Annotated in this window: 18 protein-coding genes and 1 pseudogene; all 19 read left to right on the top strand. The window is 42.0% G+C overall.

The window, feature by feature from the left end:
- Positions 1-174 precede the first annotated feature (174 nt).
- Positions 175-612, top strand: a complete 438-nt coding sequence (locus H8704_RS12075; protein WP_004853467.1) for a radical SAM mobile pair system MarR family transcriptional regulator — start codon at positions 175-177, stop codon at positions 610-612.
- On the top strand, positions 609-1,298 hold the full coding sequence (locus H8704_RS12070) for a radical SAM mobile pair protein A (RefSeq protein ID WP_249298421.1): 690 nt from the start codon (positions 609-611) through the stop codon (positions 1,296-1,298). Before H8704_RS12075 ends, H8704_RS12070 begins: the two co-directional genes overlap by 4 nt.
- Positions 1,286-2,194, top strand: coding sequence for a radical SAM mobile pair protein B (locus H8704_RS12065; RefSeq protein WP_015567824.1), 909 nt, complete (start codon positions 1,286-1,288; stop codon positions 2,192-2,194). Before H8704_RS12070 ends, H8704_RS12065 begins: the two co-directional genes overlap by 13 nt.
- A 25-nt stretch (positions 2,195-2,219) precedes the next feature.
- Positions 2,220-2,663, top strand: a complete 444-nt coding sequence (locus H8704_RS12060) for a GNAT family N-acetyltransferase (protein ID WP_249298450.1) — start codon at positions 2,220-2,222, stop codon at positions 2,661-2,663.
- Between the two features lie 76 nt (positions 2,664-2,739).
- Positions 2,740-3,063, top strand: a complete 324-nt coding sequence (locus H8704_RS12055; RefSeq protein ID WP_004613237.1) for a hypothetical protein — start codon at positions 2,740-2,742, stop codon at positions 3,061-3,063.
- Positions 3,064-3,131: 68 nt separating this feature from the next.
- Positions 3,132-3,425 (top strand): hypothetical protein, encoded by a 294-nt coding sequence (locus tag H8704_RS12050; protein ID WP_249298420.1) that lies wholly within the window; start codon positions 3,132-3,134, stop codon positions 3,423-3,425.
- A 58-nt stretch (positions 3,426-3,483) separates the two neighbouring features.
- A complete protein-coding gene (locus tag H8704_RS12045) occupies positions 3,484-3,837 on the top strand; it encodes an ATP-binding protein (protein ID WP_249298419.1) in 354 nt (117 codons plus the stop codon).
- A 124-nt stretch (positions 3,838-3,961) separates the two neighbouring features.
- Positions 3,962-5,299 (top strand): TrkH family potassium uptake protein, encoded by a 1,338-nt coding sequence (locus H8704_RS12040; RefSeq protein WP_249298418.1) that lies wholly within the window; start codon positions 3,962-3,964, stop codon positions 5,297-5,299.
- Between the two features lie 19 nt (positions 5,300-5,318).
- Positions 5,319-5,966, top strand: a complete 648-nt coding sequence (locus H8704_RS12035; protein ID WP_022465567.1) for a potassium channel family protein — start codon at positions 5,319-5,321, stop codon at positions 5,964-5,966.
- A 244-nt stretch (positions 5,967-6,210) separates the two neighbouring features.
- On the top strand, positions 6,211-8,184 hold the full coding sequence (locus H8704_RS12030) for a DUF4118 domain-containing protein (protein ID WP_249298417.1): 1,974 nt from the start codon (positions 6,211-6,213) through the stop codon (positions 8,182-8,184).
- Complete coding sequence (locus H8704_RS12025) at positions 8,177-8,902, top strand: response regulator (protein WP_249298416.1); 726 nt, start codon at positions 8,177-8,179, stop codon at positions 8,900-8,902. The genes H8704_RS12030 and H8704_RS12025 overlap by 8 nt, the downstream gene beginning before the upstream one ends.
- A 594-nt stretch (positions 8,903-9,496) precedes the next feature.
- A pseudogene (locus tag H8704_RS12020) lies at positions 9,497-9,793 on the top strand (DMT family transporter); the annotation flags it as partial.
- A 207-nt stretch (positions 9,794-10,000) separates the two neighbouring features.
- Positions 10,001-11,485 carry a methyl-accepting chemotaxis protein gene (locus H8704_RS12015; protein WP_249298415.1) on the top strand — a complete coding sequence of 495 codons (1,485 nt, stop codon included), beginning with the start codon at positions 10,001-10,003 and terminating at the stop codon, positions 11,483-11,485.
- A 53-nt stretch (positions 11,486-11,538) separates the two neighbouring features.
- A complete protein-coding gene (locus H8704_RS12010) occupies positions 11,539-11,868 on the top strand; it encodes a hypothetical protein (RefSeq protein WP_118689554.1) in 330 nt (109 codons plus the stop codon).
- 27 nt (positions 11,869-11,895) lie between these two features.
- Positions 11,896-13,080: a pyridoxal phosphate-dependent aminotransferase gene (locus H8704_RS12005; RefSeq protein ID WP_249298414.1), complete on the top strand. Its 1,185-nt coding sequence runs from the start codon at positions 11,896-11,898 to the stop codon at positions 13,078-13,080.
- A gap of 80 nt (positions 13,081-13,160) precedes the next feature.
- Complete coding sequence (locus tag H8704_RS12000; protein ID WP_249298413.1) at positions 13,161-14,444, top strand: galactokinase; 1,284 nt, start codon at positions 13,161-13,163, stop codon at positions 14,442-14,444.
- A 48-nt stretch (positions 14,445-14,492) separates the two neighbouring features.
- Positions 14,493-15,518, top strand: coding sequence for a UDP-glucose 4-epimerase GalE (gene galE, locus H8704_RS11995; RefSeq protein WP_249298412.1), 1,026 nt, complete (start codon positions 14,493-14,495; stop codon positions 15,516-15,518).
- A gap of 1 nt (position 15,519) precedes the next feature.
- Complete coding sequence (locus H8704_RS11990; protein WP_249298411.1) at positions 15,520-16,305, top strand: LytTR family transcriptional regulator DNA-binding domain-containing protein; 786 nt, start codon at positions 15,520-15,522, stop codon at positions 16,303-16,305.
- Positions 16,306-16,581: 276 nt separating this feature from the next.
- Positions 16,582-17,706 (top strand): hypothetical protein, encoded by a 1,125-nt coding sequence (locus tag H8704_RS11985; protein ID WP_249298410.1) that lies wholly within the window; start codon positions 16,582-16,584, stop codon positions 17,704-17,706.
- The last annotated feature ends 237 nt before the right edge of the window (positions 17,707-17,943 follow it).

The following is a 17,943-nucleotide window of genomic DNA, read 5'->3' as shown; positions in this document are numbered from 1 at the left end:
CATTTCGTCATGCAAGTTGGTGATTGCAAAGGTTATGATGTCTGATATAATATGATGTGTGACGGAGATGTGGTCAGTTACAAATCGGAATTTACCTATTAAGACATATAAACTCTTGACAATAAAGCTCCTATATAGTATGTTTTTAATAAACTACTATATAGGAGCTTTTGTATGGAAATGAATGGAGGATTTCTTGTCACCAAAATAAAACAGCTTGGAGACCGGATTTTCGAGAAGATTCTCAGTGAAAAGAATATTGATGCGTTTAATGGAGCTCAGGGACGTATTCTTTATGTGCTGTGGCAGGAGGATGGTATCTCAATCAGGTCACTCTCGACTAAATGCGGATTAGCGATAACATCTCTTACTACGATGCTGGAAAGAATGGAAAATCAAGGGCTGATAAGCCGTGTTCAGTCTGAAACGGACAAAAGGAAAACACTCCTGTTTCTGACTGAGAAAGCACATGCCTTAAAGGGCGAGTACGATTCTGTATCTGATGAGATGGGCAGTATTTACTACAAAGGTTTTTCAGAGGAAGAAATTACCCGGTTTGAGGAATGCCTCGACCGCATCAGAAAGAATCTTGAGGAGTGGCAGAAGTCATGAGTATTTGTATCAAAGATCTGATTCAGAACATGAATATCGTCATTGGCTGCACAGTGGGGTGTACATATTGCTATGCCCACAATAACGTGAAACGCTGGCATATGATTGATGACTTCGCTGACCCTGAATTCTTTCCGGGTAAGCTTAAGATGATGGAAAAGAAACGTCCGCAGAACTTTCTTCTTACCGGCATGAGCGATCTCTCCGGATGGAAGCCGGAATGGAGAGACGAGGTATTTGCAAAGATCCGTGAAAATCCGCAGCATCAGTTCCTGTTCCTTACCAAGCGACCTGATTTGCTGGATTTTGATACCGATCTGGAAAACGCATGGTTTGGCGTTACGGTGACGAGGAAAGCAGAACTGTGGCGTATCGACGCCCTTCGGAAAAACGTCAGAGCAAAACATTACCATGTTACCTTTGAGCCGTTATTCGATGATCCCGGCACAATTGACCTTTCCGGAATCAATTGGATCGTTGTCGGCACCATGACCGGAGCTCAGAGCAGGAAGATTCATACGGAGCCGGAATGGGCATGGTCTCTGACGGACCAGGCACATAAGCTCGGCATTCCGGTGTTTATGAAGGAAGACCTTGTCCCTGTCATAGGGGATGAAAATATGATTCAGGAAATGCCGGAAGAATTTAATAAAGTGTTAGAGGTACAGAAATCATGGAAGAAGTAATGAATGGAATCCTCATTCGTGAGGTGGAAACAAAGAACATCATGACTAAGTCAAGTCTGCCGGTAGGCGGTTACTCGGTCAATCCCTATGTGGGCTGTACACATGCCTGCAAGTATTGCTATGCTTCTTTTATGAAGCGCTTTACCGGGCACAAGGAGGAATGGGGCACTTTCCTTGATGTGAAGCATTGGCCGGAAATTAAAAATCCGAAGAAATATGCCGGACAGCGGGTGGTCATCGGTTCTGTGACAGATGGCTACAATCCACAGGAGGAGCAATTCGGGAATACCAGAAAACTTCTGGAGCAGCTGATCGGCAGTGACGCAGATATTCTGATCTGCACAAAGTCGGATCTTGTGGTACGGGATATTGATCTGTTGAAGAAGCTTGGACGTGTAACCGTTTCATGGTCGATCAACACACTAGATGAAAATTTCAAGAACGATATGGATTCTGCTTCGAGCATTGAGCACCGTATTGCTGCTATGAAGCAGGTATATGAGGCAGGTATCCGTACAGTCTGTTTCGTATCCCCGGTATTCCCCGGTATCACGGATTTTGAAGCAATCTTTGAGCGGGTAAAGAATCAGTGCGATCTGTTCTGGCTCGAAAATCTCAATCTTCGAGGCGGTTTCAAAAAGACAATTATGGATTATATCGCCGGAAAATATCCTGATCTTGTACCACTTTACGACGAGATCTATAACAAGCATAACCGCAGCTACTTTGAAGCACTTGAAGTAAAAGCTGAGAAAATGGCTAAGAAGTATGATTGTGCCTTTGTGGATAATGAAATGCCTTATGGCAGAGTCCCGCAGGGGCATCCGGTGATCGTAGATTATTTCTATCATGAGGAAATCCGTGGGACAGAGAATACCGGAAAAAGAAATCGCTAAATTCCAGTTTGACGGAGTAATAAATATGAAAATCCGAGAAGTGAATGAGAATAAAAAGCAATTTATAGCATTATTGTTATTAGCTGATGAGCAGGAAAATATGATTGATCACTATCTTGAAAAAGGTACTATGTATGTACTTGAAGATGGTAATGTAAAAGCTGAATGTGTCGTTACTGATGAAGATAATGGAATACTTGAAATTAAAAATATTGCAGTTGATCCTCAGAATCAAGGACAGGGCTATGGGAAAGCATTGATTGACTTCCTTTCAAGTAAATATGCAGATGAATATTCTATTTTGCAGGTTGGAACAGGTGACAGCCCGTTGACCGTACCGTTTTATGAAAAATGCGGATTTGTCCGATCTCACAATATTCCGAATTTCTTTACGGACAATTATGACCACCCAATTTATGAGTGTGGTGTACGGTTAATAGATATGGTATATTTGCAAAGATGTTTATAACTTCCAGTTTTTGAAACTGAGAAATCGGAATTTATCAGAAAATGAGGAATAGTTGAAATGGAGGCGCTATAATAACATGAAGATTGAAGGGAACCAGAAAGAACTGGATGCAATGGTAGAATTTCATAAGGGAAACCGTGTCGAGGGACTGAGACTGCAAGAAGAATTTGCAGCGGAATTTCGTAAGGAGTATAAAGACAAAGATCACTGTCCTTGCCTGAAAGCCTGTCGTTATCACGGAAACTGTAAGGAATGTGTAGCAATCCACAGAGCGCATCAGGAACATGTTCCTAATTGTATGCGACCATTGATTAATAAAAAATTGAAATTGATGTCAGAATTAACAGAGCATACCTTGGCAAATGAAATAGAAGCTCCACATGAGATTTTAAGAAAATAGGCAAGTCAAATTCAAGTTTTTGAAACTGAAAAATCGGAATTTTAAGAATTGTCTAGGAGATATGATTTATGAAAAAAACACATTTAATAATTGTAAATATAATTCTTTTACTGTGGTATTTTCTTTCAATGATAGGATTGAAGATTGGAGACAAATACTTGGTAACAGATGCATTTGAGGAAGAATGGCTATTTATGCTTATTCCGACAATTACATTCGTTTTAATGTTAGTTACAAAAAATGTTGGAAGGAATATACATTTGATATGGTTGGCAGGGTGGTTTGTCACTCAGTTCTTAAGTCATGAATGGTATACTTTATTTGGAAAAGGATTTATGGGAGAAATGGACAAGAAGATTTAGTCGTGTGATACAGGAACCATATTACCTGACGGCAGATATAATCAGGAGGAAACAGACAATGACAAATGATAGTAGAAGATTTGGATTTACCTATGGTTATGACGATGCTGTTACAGCAGCTATGCAGGAAAGAACATATCAATGGATGGATATTGTATTTGTGGACTTTGGTGAGATCAGCGGTGACTGCCTGCTTAGAAAGTCCAGACTGGCAATTGTGTTAAGCGGGACAGAATACAATGAGAGTTCACCAATTCTTACTGTTGCACCGATGATTACTGTTTTTAGTGACAGAATTGAAATTTTATCACGTGGTACCATTCCGCCGGGACAGACAATGGAAGGCTTTTATGCAGGAGAATCCGTTCCGGTTAATCAAAAACTTTCAGATATGCTATTGCAGCTGCATTAAATCTTTATACAATCTTAATACAGAATTAGAGACTCTTATACCATCTTTGAAAGCAATTATATATAATAAAAACAGCACAAAGATAGCAGTATTTAGAATCAATAATAAGGAGTGCTGATTATTTATGCCAGAAAAAACATATAAGAAAAAACATCTGACATCCTTTCAGTTAATTATTCTGGGGTTTGCAGGAGTGATTTTTTTAGGAACCGTTCTGCTGATGCTTCCATTTTCCACTTTGGATAAAGTATCAACTCCATTTCATGAGGCCCTTTTTACAGCCACTTCCGCAGTGTGTGTGACAGGTCTGGTGGTGAAGGATACTGGAAGCTACTGGTCCATGGCAGGACAGACGATTATTCTTGTACTCATACAAATTGGCGGGCTTGGCGTGGTAACGGTGGCAGCATCTGTCTCCATTCTTTCCGGGAAAAAAATATCTCTTATGCAAAGAAGTACTATGCAGGATGCAATATCAGCACCTAAAGTTGGTGGAATTGTCAGACTAACAAGATTTATTTTAAAGGGGACATTTCTGCTGGAAGCTGCAGGGGCGCTGTTGTTACTGCCAGCTTTTTTACCTGATTATGGTGGAAAGGGAATCTGGATGTCGGTCTTTCATTCAATCTCAGCTTTTTGTAATGCCGGGTTTGATATCCTGGGAACGGCTGACAATCCCTTCCCTTCCTTGACTAGATATTCTGGAAATGCCTTTGTAAATGTGGAAATTATGCTGCTGATCATTGTAGGAGGGATTGGTTTTCTCACCTGGGATGATATTTATACGAATAAACTAAACTTTAAATGTTACCGTATGCAAAGCAAGATTATTCTGATGACTACTGCAGGTCTGATATTGTTTCCTACAGTTTTTTTCTTCGTCTGTGATCTGAAAAATCTATCTGCAGGAAAACGCCTATTAGCTGCGGTGTTCCAATCGGTAACGACAAGGACAGCAGGATTTAACACGATAAATATTTCAAAGATGAGTGAGGCTTCAAAAGCAGTTATGATCATGTTGATGCTGATCGGTGGTTCGCCGGGTTCTACAGCAGGTGGAATGAAAACGACAACCTTCACAGTGCTTATCTTAAATGCAATTGCGACATTCCGAAGTAAGGAAAATGTAGGGGCTTTTGGACGAAGATTGGAATATCCTGTGATAAAAAATGCAGCAACGATAGCTATGCTTTATTTTAACCTGTTTTTTTTAGGTGGAATCGCAATCAGCGTATATGAAGGTCTTCCACTTTTAGATTGCCTGTATGAAGCTGCTTCAGCTGTAGGTACGGTGGGACTGACACTGGGGATTACACCGGGGCTTCACGTTTTTTCACAAACTGTGCTGATTATACTAATGTATCTGGGACGTGTGGGCGGTCTGACCTTAATTTATGCGGTGTTTTCCGGAAGAGATAAGGGGAATGCAAAACTGCCCTTGGAGAAGATTACAGTTGGATGAGAAGGAGAAAGATAAAATTATGAAAAATGTATTGCTTATTGGACTTGGAAGATTTGGAAGGCATATTGCTATGCAGTTAAGCCAGCTGGGCCATGAAATTATGGCGGTTGACTGGAATGAAGAAAGAGTGGACAAAGTACTGCCGTTTGTGACCAATGCGCAAATCGGTGACAGCACTAATGCGGAATTTTTACGCTCCCTTGGAATTGGAAACTATGATATCTGTTTTGTGGCCATTGGGGGAAGTTTTCAAAATTCCCTTGAAACAACGTCACTTCTAAAAGAGTTGGGAGCAAAACTGGTAATCTCCAGGGCTGAACGTGATGTTCAGGAAAAATTTCTTTTACGCAATGGTGCCGACAAAGTGGTTTATCCCGAAAAACAGGTTGCCAAATGGGCCTCTATCCGTTACACAGATGATCATATCCTTGACTATATGGAGGTGGATGCGTCCCATGCAATCTTTGAGGTAGAAGTGCCAGAAGGATGGGTTGGAAAGACAGTAGGTGAGATGGATGTCAGGAAACGTTATAACATTAATATCCTGGCGGTAAAGGATGAAGGGGAATTCAGTATTGCGATTTCCCCGGATACATATTTTGCAGCGAATAATAAATTACTGGTGTTAGGAGAATACAGGGCTCTTCAGAAATGCTTCCATATATAATTAAGTTGCCAGATAGACTGATAAAGAGGTGATGGTAATGGGACAGGGAATGCTAGTGGTTGCTGTATTTTGTATGTTTGGTGTTGGCTTTTATATTGCAAATAAAATAGATCAGTTTTTGGATATCATCAGGAAACAGAAATTATGATTTTTGATAGACAGGCCGAAGAGGCAGAAAAGATTTTGACCATAACACAGTCGCATGATATAATTTCTAAAACAGCAGAAAAAGGGGATAGGCAGGATGAATCAGAAAATTGAAGATGATATTCAAAAGGCAGATGACCATATTCTTGTTTGTCTGTCCGCAGCACCCTCGAACCTAAAAATAGTAAATACTGCAGCAAAGATGGCAAATACGCTGCAGGCTCGTTTTACAGCTCTGTATGTGCAGACAGGTACAAAAGCAGAAGCTAGGGATAAAGAAAAGCTGGAAGAACATATCCGGTATGCGGAAAAACTCGGGGCAGAAATAGTAATGACCCATGGGGAAAATGTGCCCGTGCAGATCGCAGAATATGCCAGACTTTCTAGCGTTACAATAATTGTTATCGGACAAAGCAATGCCAGACGAAATCACTTTTTCAGCAAATCAACTCTGACGGAAAAGCTAATTGAAATTGTACCGGATATTGATATCCATATTGTTCAGGATGCGGTAAAAAATAGAACTTATTCGAAATGGTCATTTACAGGACCTGCGGGAAAGCCGTCTGCAAAAGACTATGTCCTGACAGCTTTTATATTTGCAATATGTACTTTAATCGGTCTGTTATTTCAAAAGTTGAATTTTACGGATACAAATATTGTAACTATATACATTCTGGGGGTTTTGCTTACTTCAATTGTGACAGATGGATATTTTTGCAGCATAGCCGGATCTATTTTAAGCGTATTCTTGTTTTGTTTTTTTCTCACAGAGCCGAGAATGTCTTTTCAGACGTATGCGGTGGGATATCCGGTAACATTTCTTATCATGCTTATTTCGTCCGTGCTTACAGGAACACTTGCGGCAAAGCTGAAAACACATGCTAAACTGTCCGCACAGCTTGCCTTCCGTACACAGGTTCTGTTTGACACAGATCGCCTGCTGCAAAGGGAAAAAGGAGAAACGGAGATCCTTGAGGTTACCTGTACACAGCTGATTCGCTTATTAAACTGCAATATTACAGCATATATTGTGAAAAATGGAACTTTATCAGAGGGAAAACTTTTCTCCGGGGAAAAAGAAAATACTGAAGATTTTTTAACACAAGAAGAGCAGAATGCAGCCAGATGGATCTATGAAAACAGCCAGCGTGCCGGTGTAACCGCACACTATTTTTCACAGGTCAAATGTTTATATCTGGCAATCCGAAGCGGGAATAATGTTTATGGCGTAATTGGGATACCGATGAAAAAAGAAACACTGGATTCTTTTGAATACAGTATTCTGCTTTCTGTAATAAATGAATGTGCGCTTGCCATGGAGAACGCACAAAATGCTATGGAAAAAGAGAAAAATGCAGTTTTAGCCAAAAATGAGCAGCTCCGTGCAGATCTTCTTCGTGCAATCTCTCATGATCTTCGGACCCCGCTCTGTTCCATTTCCGGCAATGCAGATATGCTTCTTAGCAACAGCGACCGCTTGGATAAAGCTACTAGGCATCAGATTTACACCGACATCTATGATGATTCCGAATGGCTGATCGGAGTTGTGGAGAATCTTCTTTCCATTACCAGGCTGAATGATGGAAGGTTGAAATTTAAATTTACGGATCAGCTTTTGGATGAAGTGATTGCAGAGTCACTTCGGCATATTAGCCGGAAACATGATGATTATAAAATTATGGCAGACTGTGAAGAACTTGTTCTTGTACGTATGGATGTACGGCTCATTATACAGGTTCTGGTAAATTTAATTGATAACGCAATAAAATATACGCTGCCAGGTTCTGTAATCTGCATTCGGGGAATCAAAACAGAGGGAAAAGCACAGATAAGTGTAGAGGATAACGGTCCTGGAATTCCGGAAGAAATGAAGCCGCATATTTTTGAGATGTTTTATACAGGGAAAACAACAGTTGCAGATAGTCACCGGAGTCTGGGACTTGGTTTGGCACTTTGCCATTCTATCATAGAAGCACATAACGGAACCCTGATTCTTGCGGATCATGCTCCTCATGGTTGCAATTTTATTTTTACTTTACCCTTAAGTGAGGTGACATTAAATGAATAAAACATTAATACTTGTGGTTGAGGATGACAGGCCTATACGAAACCTGATCATTACTACATTAAAAACACATGACTATAAATATCTGGCAGCAGAAAACGGATCTTCAGCTATTCTGGAGGCTTCGTCTCATAATCCGGATATTGTTCTTCTGGATCTGGGTCTCCCGGATATAGAAGGAGTAGAGGTAATAAAGAAAATTCGGACATGGTCGAATATGCCGATTATTGTGATCAGTGCCAGAAGTGAGGATACGGACAAAATAGAAGCACTGGATGCAGGGGCTGATGACTATATTACAAAACCATTTTCGGTAGAGGAATTACTTGCACGTATCCGCGTCACTCAAAGGAGGCTTGCCATAACACAGGCTGGGGATCAGCTGGAAACCTCTATTTTTGAAAATGGGGAATTAAAGATAGATTATACGGCTGGCTGTACATATCTGAAGGGAGAAGAACTACATTTGACGCCCATTGAGTATAAGCTGCTCTGCCTTTTATCCCGCAATGTGGGAAGGGTACTGACACATACCTATATAACCCAGCAGATTTGGGGACGATGTTCAGAAAATGATGTTGCTTCTCTTAGGGTTTTTATGGCAACACTGAGGAAAAAGCTAGAATCTGAGAAAACTGGGGAAAAATATATCCAGACGCATATTGGTATTGGATATCGTATGCTTAGAATCGAGAAAACTGAACATGAGACTTACAGCTAAGGGGTAACGTTCGGCAATACATCCACCGACATATTCTGCGTCATTATCGCAAACACCGGTTCGCCGCTCTGGTGAGGGAAGCAGTTCCGGTGCAGTGTCAAGAGATATCAAGAGTATGTGCGGGGCTGGGTGTAATATTTCGGTTTTGCAGATATGAATTGCGTAATGGAAATTCTACTCCTCTTGCAAAGAGAACAAATAATTCCGTGGAGTTAGAGAAAAGATATAGAATCTATCAGAGATGATTATATAGTGTAGGTAAGATTAAGAAAAGAAAGTTGAAATACACTTTCTTTTTTTGTGCAATAAAAATCAGACAAGAAGATTTAGTCGTGTGATACAGGAACCATATTACATGACGGCAGATAGAATCAGGAGGAAACAGACAATGACGAATGATAGTAGAAGATTTGGATTTACCTATGGTTATGACGATGCTGTTACTGCAGCTATGCAGGAACAATGGGAGATACTATACGATGAAATCAGTGAATTTTAATAGTAATGTTTGAATATAATAGTAATGTCCGTAGGGAGGTGTGGGTAATGCCTTAATCCGAATATCCCATTGGCGGGTAGGCAGTCCGAAAGAGGCCTGCCTATTTTTTGTGTAGAAAACGAGCTAAGCAGCTAGATATTTTGTATTTGGGATTGGGAGCTTCTGCGCTTTGCTTTGTGACATGGAATTTTGCAGTAAAAGAGTTGGGCGCAGTAAAGACAAGCGTTTATATCTATATGGTTCCGGTGATAACGGTCATTACTTCTGTACTAATTTTACATGAGAAACTGACCTTATTAGCCGGAATAGGAACGGTACTTACTTTGATAGGATTATTTCTGTCGGAGTATAAGCCGGAAAGAAATAGGACTAAAAATGGATTTACAAAATGAAAAGTGCGTCAAATGGATTGCATATAAATGGGGTATTCTCTTGTCTTCACATAGAAAAAGTGACCGGTGCCGATAAAAAAATCTTGAAATCAACATAATTTGCGATATAATAAAACTGGTATGGTACAGTAAACAGAAATAATTATTTGTTGTACGCAAGGTTATGAAGGTATAGGAAAATTTATAAGGAGAACGAGGAGGAAAAATATGACAGAAAATCAATATCAGAGAGCAAACAGGATGGTACTGATCACGATTCTGATAGTATTTGGGTTTATTGCAGTAACAGTCTTAGCGGCATTAGGAGTTTCAAAGGGAGAACGGGCAGGCAGGATTATAATACAGTTTATCACAGCGTTGGTTGTTATGATTGCATCAATCGCAGCATACATAATGAAAAAGAAAACACATACATGTGAGGTTCTATTATCAGTAAATATAGCGATTGGATATGTTGTTGTTGTATTACTGAATTCTACGGATACCGTGTGGACATATGGAATTCCGATGATTATTTCCGTTATGGTTTATCTTAATAAAAGATTGATGTATTGTGCCAATGGTTTAGCTATATTAGCAAATATTGTGCGATTAATAAGGGATTTTGACAGTAGCAATTCGGAACTGTTATCAAGCAGGATATTAGCTATCCTTGTAATCATTCTTGTGACGATCATATCGATCAATATAGCGAATATATTGATTCAGTATTTTGGCGAGAAGGTATCCCGGATTGAGGAGGCGGCTGCAAAACAGAATGAAAGCAATACGAAAATGGTTGTTATTGCGGATAATATTTCTGACGAGTTTGAAAAAGCGATGACTATGCTGAATGAACTTGAGAAAAGTATAGATATCAGCCACAGCTCTATGGGGGATATCGCAGACAGCACGGAAAGTACGGCAGAGGCAATCCAGAGACAGGCGGTTATGTGTTCTGAGATTCAGGAAAACACGGATATGGCGGAAAAAGAAATTAATCAGATGATAAGTGCATCTGATAAGACAGATGAATCGGTAAATAACAGCAAGGTGGTTGTTGGTCAATTAAAAGAACAGGCACAGAATGTACAGGACGCAAGTAATATCATTGTTGATGTAATAAGTGGTCTTACAGAGAAGGTTAATGATGTACAGAATTTTGTTGGGGATATCGTTAATATATCCGCAAGGACAAATCTTCTTGCACTGAATGCGTCGATTGAGGCAGCCCGCGCAGGAGAAGCGGGAAAGGGGTTTGCGGTCGTTGCGGAGGAAATCCGTCAGCTTTCGGAACAGACCAAGAAGGCTTCTGAAAGTATTACAAATATCATACATAAGCTGAATGAAGATACCCAAAAAGCGAACGAGAGTATCAATGAATCTGTGTTATCCGTTGATAAACAGAACGCACTTATTGATGAAACAGAAAAAACATTTGTTGAAGTAGGCAATACAATGGATGTGCTGATGTCAAGCATACATGTTGCAGAGCAGAGCATCAATAAAATACTTGATTCAACGTCAGTGATATCGGATAATATATCACATCTGTCGGCAACAGGAGAAGAGGTTGCGGCTGCATCTGCGGAGGGCATCAAGGTATCAGATTCCACGGTAGAGGGCATGAAGGATTGTAAAATAATACTCAACAATATATATGAGCTTGCCAATGAATTAAAAGCTTCTGTTGAGACGAAGGATATTTATTAGAGAGAAAAAGTGCACAAGAAAAAGTACGGTGCATAACGGAAGGCACACATTTTATGGAACGAAGCTCATTTGATGTATTCAAAAGTAACATATGCCATCTGGTAAAGGATCAGGGAGAATTAGAATTTATCAAACAGATTCTTTGCTCCAAAGAGGTAGAAGGCTTCAATAAGCTTCGATCCTGCAAACTGGATAAGGTGCTTTATCCTTCCAGTGTCACTATGCTGTACTCCCTTTCGAAAGACCCATCTATTCTTGAACAATATTACAATGCTTCCATTCCGGAATTTAAACGATTCAATATTGTAGAAAATGAGATAGAATGGAACAATGGAGAAAACGGGCAGGACAAACAAGGTCGTAAAAAAGCTTCAAGTGATTGAGGCTGTTGCATCAGGAAGAAAATAAAAATGCCTGAATTAAGTAAAAGAGTACAAACCTTTACGGATTCTGTGATCCGGAGAATGACGCGTATCAGTGATGAATATGGAGCCATCAATTTATCCCAGGGATTTCCTGACTTTGATCCACCGAAAGAAATAATGGATGCGCTTGCGGAGGCGGCGTATAAGGGACCGCATCAGTATTCTGTAACCTTTGGTGCTCCGAATTTCCGGGAGGCATTGGCGCAGAAGCAGGGAAAAGCAATTCACAGGGCGATCGATCCCAATAAAGAAATCGTTGTTACCTGTGGTGGAACGGAAGCTATGATGTGTGCCATGATGACAATCTGTAATCCCGGTGACAAGGTGATGGTATTTTCTCCGTTTTATGAAAATTATGGTGCAGATGCGATTCTTTCCGGAGCCGATCCCATTTATATTCCGTTGATTCCGCCGGAGTATGAGTTCGATATTACGCTGGTAGAACAGGGATTTCGGGATGGCGCAAAAGCGATCATCGTCTGTAATCCATCGAACCCGTGCGGAAAAGTTTTTCGCAGGGATGAGCTGATGGCAATCGGTGAACTGGCAGTCAGATATGATGCATTTGTTGTGACGGATGAAGTGTATGAACATATGGTATATGCACCGAATAAGCATATTTGTATGGCTTCCCTTCCGGGAATGTATGAGCATACCATTACCTGCAATTCATTGTCAAAAACATACTCTATTACAGGATGGCGGCTTGGCTATCTGATCGGACCTGAGAAGGTCTTTGAAGCGGCCAAGAAGGTTCATGATTTCCTGACGGTTGGAGCGGCAGCGCCTCTCCAGGAGGCAGCAACGGTGGGGTTGAAATTCTCGGATGAGTATTATGAGAAGCTGCTACAGACTTACACAGAAAAAAGAAATTATTTTCTAAAGGGACTGGATAAAATTGGTCTGAAGCATAATGTACCACAGGGAACGTATTTTGTGCTGATCGATATATCAGACTTTTTGGAGCTTCCGCAGTTTCCTGGATTCTCAGATCTGGAATTTTGTGAATGGATGATCAAAAATATTGGCGTGGCAGCAGTTCCGGGCTCCAGCTTTTTCAAAGAGGATGTCAATCATCTGATCCGGCTGCATTTTGCACGGGAAAAGAAAACTCTGGACGAAGCTTTGTGTCGTCTGGAAAAAATGAAGGAATGTTTTCGTTCATATTAAGAGTGACCGGCATTTGTTGCATTACGAAACCTGATATGGTACACTTTATGAGGTAACAAATATGACATGGAGGAAAAGACATGCAGAAAATCATGAGTGTACGGGGATCTCTGGAGCAGGGATCACTGGATCAGAGGATCAAGGAAATCTATGTGGATGAGCAGAGAGTTCCTTATAATAGAGAGCGGTATATCCGGGCGATTGACCGGTTTACCGAGTTATTCCCTTCCGAAAAGGAAATTGAGATATATAGTGCGCCGGGGCGCAGTGAGGTATGTGGCAATCATACGGACCATCAGAATGGTATGGTGCTTGCGACTTCGATTAATCTGGATGCCATTGCGATCGTGGCAAAGGCAGAGGAGCCGGTGATCCGTTTGGTATCCGGAGATTTCCCGATGGAGGAGGTTGATGTAGCGGATCTTTCTATGAAGGAAGAGGAGCAAAGCACCACCACAGCATTGATCCGTGGAGTTGCAGCGGGGATGAAGGAGCGTGGTCACAAGGTCGGCGGCTTTACGGCATATATTACCAGTGATGTGCTGATGGGAGCTGGGATGTCTTCTTCCGCAGCATTTGAGAGCCTGATCGGCACGATCCTTTCCGGGCTCTACAATGATATGAAAGTTTCCAGCATCGAGATTGCCCAGATCGGCCAGTATGCAGAGAATATATATTTTGGCAAGCCATGTGGTCTGATGGACCAGATGGCTTGTAGTGTTGGCGGTATGATCTTTATTGACTTTAAGGAGAAGGAGCATCCGGAGGTCAGGCAGGTACACACCGATTTTGAAAAGGCAGGCTTAAGCCTTTGTATTGTGGATACCAAAGGATCTCATGCCGATCTGACACCGGACTATGCCGCAGTACCGGCAGAGATGAATCAGGTGGCACAGGCTCTGGGCAGGGAGCATTTAAGAGAAGTGCCGAGGGAGACATTTTTTAAAGAGCTTCCCAAGCTTTGGAAAGAGACTTCCGGCAGAGCGGTACTTCGTGCCATTCATTTCTATGAGGAAGAGGAGAGGGTTCTACGGGGCGTGAAATCACTGGAGGAGTCTGATTATCCGGGATTTTTAAGTGTGATCAAGGCAAGCGGAGATTCCTCTGCAAAATACCTGCAGAACATTTACAGTCCAAAGGATGTGGATTCCCAGAATGTAACCGTTGCTCTGGCAGTCAGTGAGAGTATTCTGGGGGAGAACGGTGTGTGCCGTGTCCATGGCGGCGGTTTTGCCGGCACGATCCAGGCATTTGTAAAAAATGAGGCAGTGGCTGCTTACAAGGAGCAGATCGAAGCAATCTACGGGGACGACAGCTGTCACGTATTAAAGGTGCGTTTGCAGGGTGGCATACGAGTTTTATGATGAACCCTTCAGATAGACATAAAAGCAAGGACGAAAGGGAGGTTCGCTATGAAGATTTTAGTTACAGGTGGAGCAGGGTACATAGGAAGTCATACCTGCGTGGAGCTTTTAAATGAAGGTTATGAGGTAGTTATCGTGGATAACCTGTACAATGCTAGCGAGAAGGCAGTACAGAGAGTGCAGGAGATTACCGGGAAGGAGCTGACCTTCTATAACAGCGATATCAGAGACTATAATGCAATGAGCAGCATTTTTTCAAAGGAAAAGCCCGATGCCGTGATCCATTTTGCGGGGCTTAAGGCGGTGGGAGAGTCTGTCTCCAAGCCATTGGAGTACTATGAAAATAATATCGGCGGCACCCTGAATCTGTGCAAGGCGATGCGGGAGAACGGCTGCAAAAACATTATCTTTTCATCCTCTGCAACGGTTTATGGAGACCCTGCATTTATCCCGATCACAGAGGAATGTCCAAAGGGCGTATGTACCAATCCTTACGGTTGGACAAAGCATATGCTGGAGCAGATCCTGACGGATTTCCATACAGCAGACCAGGAGTGGAACGTGATCCTTCTTCGTTATTTCAATCCGATTGGAGCCCACAAAAGCGGTCTGATCGGCGAGGATCCGAAGGGGATCCCAAACAACCTGCTCCCTTATGTGGCACAGGTGGCGATCGGTAAGCTGGAGTGTGTCGGTGTCTTCGGGAATGACTATGATACACCGGACGGAACCGGAGTACGTGATTATATTCATGTAGTAGATCTGGCAAAGGGACACGTTAAGGCGATCAACAAGCTGATGGAGCATCCGGGAGTTAAGATCTACAACCTGGGAACCGGAAAGGGATACAGTGTTCTTGATGTGATCAAGGCATTTGGAAAAGCCTGCGGCAAGGAGATTCCATATCAGATCAAGGCGAGACGTCCCGGTGATATTGCGACATGCTACTCCGATGCATCCTTAGCCAAAAAGGAGCTGGGCTGGGAGGCACAGTATGGGATTGAGGAAATGTGTGCAGATTCCTGGAGATGGCAGACCATGAATCCGGACGGATACAATACAGAGAATCAATAAAATGCAGAAGGAACAAAAAATTACGATCATTTCCCATCGTCGGAGGGTGACAATTTCGGTACGGGATATCCTATACGTTCATATGCGCCGGAAGTATGCAGATATACATATGAACAGAGGTGAGGTTCTGGAAACGAGAATGACCTATAGGGAGCTTTCGGAACTGCTAGGGACAGCTTTTATCGAGGTGCGCCGGGGGTGTCTTGTATCTGCGATCGCGGTATACAGTATTACCGATACCATCAATCTGAATAACGGGGAAATACTGGATTATACCCAAAGCCGCAAAAAGGAGATTGATGAAAAGCTGTATCGTCAGAGAAAAAGGGTCATACGGGGATTTTCAACGATAGGGACGCCTGTTTCCACCGCCGAATATTGTGAATACTATAAAGGGTTTGAGCATATGCCCTTTGCTTTTGCGGATATTGAGATGATATTTGAGGACGATTTCCGGGCGATCGACTGGGTATTCCGGTATGGAAACCCTGCATTAGCGAGACTGGAAGGAATGCCCTTGGAAAAGATAATCGGTCACAGCTTTCGAAGTATCTTTCCGGATATGGATGAAAAGTGGCTTCGGGGATACGAGCGGACGATTTTGTATGGAGAAACGCTGTCCATGAATGAGTACAGTCCGGAGATCGATGCGGATCTGCTGATCGTATGTTTTCCGACTTTTGAGGGACATTGTGGCTGCATCCTGCTGAATCAGGATGATGTTTTGCATATCCGGAGTGAATGTGAACCGGATGGAGTCGTAAAAATGCTTTTTGGAAGATCATAATAGAAACCGCCGTCAGGCTGTGGAGTATATCCGTAGTCTGGCGGCTTTTTTAGTGTATAGGAAAGTGCCGGCTTAACTTTATATTCGACCGGTAGAAAATATCTGAAAAACAGTTTCGTACCGCTTTGCGCTATGATTGGAAGGATTTGTACCGGTTTGAAGTGAAATTTATACCGTTTTACAGGCGAAAAATCTCTTTTTGTGTTGTATTTATCAGACGCTGCATAGTATAATCAAAGTAGGACTGATGAATGAATGCACAAATGGAGGTATTGTATGAAAGTGAGAGGAAAATGGAAGAAAACGCTGGCTCTGTTGGTCAGCCTGGCGATGTTGTTAGGAATGATGCCGGATCTGACATTGACAGCGGTTAAAGCTGCGGCAGAGGAAAATGCGGCAGAGTCGACGCAAACGGTAACATTTGAAGGAATTGATGGAACAAGTGGATGTGGTTACGGGGAAGGATATGAAAGTCTTTTCGATGGAAAATATACAGAATCAGATGGCACAAAATGGTGCTGTGACTTTTCTGATTCTGCGTATGTGATCATTGAAGCATCTGTACCGGTGTGGATCGGCGGTTATACCTTTGTCACAGGAAATGATAACGCACGCGAAAGTGGAAGAAATCCAAAGACCTGGAAGCTGTATGGATGTGAGGCATATAGATTCGAAGATGAGGATAATTCATGGACAGAGATTGCTTCTGTGACCGGGGATACTACGATGCAGGATAAAAACTATACTTCGTATCCGTTTTCAGTAGATGGTAATGAAACGAAATATCAATATTATAAGTTTGAATTTACTGCAAACCAGGGTGCAGATGTTATGCAGCTGAGTGAGATCCTGTTTGATTATAACGTATGTGACCATGAATGGGTGAATGGTGAAACGCAGGCAGCTACCTGCACAAAGGATGGCTTTCAGAAGAAATCCTGCAAAAATTGTAAGCGAGAAATCACCACAATCATACCGGCTGCTCATCGGTGGGGAGCAATCGGACAGACGAAAGAGGCAACATGTACGGAAGGGGAGCTTCAGGAAGAGAAGTGTCTTGCTTGTGAGGAAACACGATGGGTGTCTAAGTCCGGTGGAGCACCGGCTCTGGGGCATGATTGGGAGGAGACAGGCACAGAAGCACATACCTGTACCGAAAATGGAAAAATTATAAGGACCTGTACCAGGTGTCATGCTGTCGACGAGAAGGATGATCCGGATGATCCGGCAACGGGACATGACTTTGGGACAGATGGAAAATGTACGCAGTGTGATGCAGCGAAAAGTGATTATTTAACCCCAACCACACCAAAAGGAGAAGGTACAAAAGAGAGTCCTTATGAAATAAAAACCGCAGAAGGTAGGAAGCAAGCTGAAAGGGAAAAATGGAGTACAGTATAGAGTCACCAGCAGCAAAAAGGATAAGTTGACGGTGGCGTATAAGCTTTCTAAGAAATCCAAAAAGAAAAGCATTGTTATTCCGAAAAGTGTTACGATTGCGGGAGTAAAATATCAGGTATGGTGTTAGAATATAAATAGTACAAGTCAAAGTGAGAGCTTTTCATTCCGTCGATTAGTGATACAATAAAAGTATCGTACTGAAGGAGGAATTTATCATGGCAAAACATTTTGACAAAC

The organism is Jutongia huaianensis (assembly GCF_014384985.1).
GTDB lineage: Bacteria > Bacillota > Clostridia > Lachnospirales > Lachnospiraceae > Jutongia > Jutongia huaianensis.
Note: the sequence above shows the minus strand (reverse complement) of the source record. Positions and strands in the feature narration are given on the sequence as shown.

Excerpts from the sequence above, each read along its gene's own strand:
- H8704_RS12075 (WP_004853467.1), top strand. The coding sequence starts at position 175 with ATGGAAATGAATGGAGGATTTCTTGTCACCAAAATAAAACAGCTTGGA.
- H8704_RS12070 (WP_249298421.1), top strand. The coding sequence starts at position 609 with ATGAGTATTTGTATCAAAGATCTGATTCAGAACATGAATATCGTCATT.
- H8704_RS12065 (WP_015567824.1), top strand. The coding sequence starts at position 1,286 with ATGGAAGAAGTAATGAATGGAATCCTCATTCGTGAGGTGGAAACAAAG.
- H8704_RS12060 (WP_249298450.1), top strand. The coding sequence starts at position 2,220 with ATGAAAATCCGAGAAGTGAATGAGAATAAAAAGCAATTTATAGCATTA.
- H8704_RS12055 (WP_004613237.1), top strand. The coding sequence starts at position 2,740 with ATGAAGATTGAAGGGAACCAGAAAGAACTGGATGCAATGGTAGAATTT.
- H8704_RS12050 (WP_249298420.1), top strand. The coding sequence starts at position 3,132 with ATGAAAAAAACACATTTAATAATTGTAAATATAATTCTTTTACTGTGG.
- H8704_RS12045 (WP_249298419.1), top strand. The coding sequence starts at position 3,484 with ATGACAAATGATAGTAGAAGATTTGGATTTACCTATGGTTATGACGAT.
- H8704_RS12040 (WP_249298418.1), top strand. The coding sequence starts at position 3,962 with ATGCCAGAAAAAACATATAAGAAAAAACATCTGACATCCTTTCAGTTA.
- H8704_RS12035 (WP_022465567.1), top strand. The coding sequence starts at position 5,319 with ATGAAAAATGTATTGCTTATTGGACTTGGAAGATTTGGAAGGCATATT.
- H8704_RS12030 (WP_249298417.1), top strand. The coding sequence starts at position 6,211 with ATGAATCAGAAAATTGAAGATGATATTCAAAAGGCAGATGACCATATT.
- H8704_RS12025 (WP_249298416.1), top strand. The coding sequence starts at position 8,177 with ATGAATAAAACATTAATACTTGTGGTTGAGGATGACAGGCCTATACGA.
- H8704_RS12015 (WP_249298415.1), top strand. The coding sequence starts at position 10,001 with ATGACAGAAAATCAATATCAGAGAGCAAACAGGATGGTACTGATCACG.
- H8704_RS12010 (WP_118689554.1), top strand. The coding sequence starts at position 11,539 with ATGGAACGAAGCTCATTTGATGTATTCAAAAGTAACATATGCCATCTG.
- H8704_RS12005 (WP_249298414.1), top strand. The coding sequence starts at position 11,896 with ATGCCTGAATTAAGTAAAAGAGTACAAACCTTTACGGATTCTGTGATC.
- H8704_RS12000 (WP_249298413.1), top strand. The coding sequence starts at position 13,161 with ATGCAGAAAATCATGAGTGTACGGGGATCTCTGGAGCAGGGATCACTG.
- galE (WP_249298412.1), top strand. The coding sequence starts at position 14,493 with ATGAAGATTTTAGTTACAGGTGGAGCAGGGTACATAGGAAGTCATACC.
- H8704_RS11990 (WP_249298411.1), top strand. The coding sequence starts at position 15,520 with ATGCAGAAGGAACAAAAAATTACGATCATTTCCCATCGTCGGAGGGTG.
- H8704_RS11985 (WP_249298410.1), top strand. The coding sequence starts at position 16,582 with ATGAAAGTGAGAGGAAAATGGAAGAAAACGCTGGCTCTGTTGGTCAGC.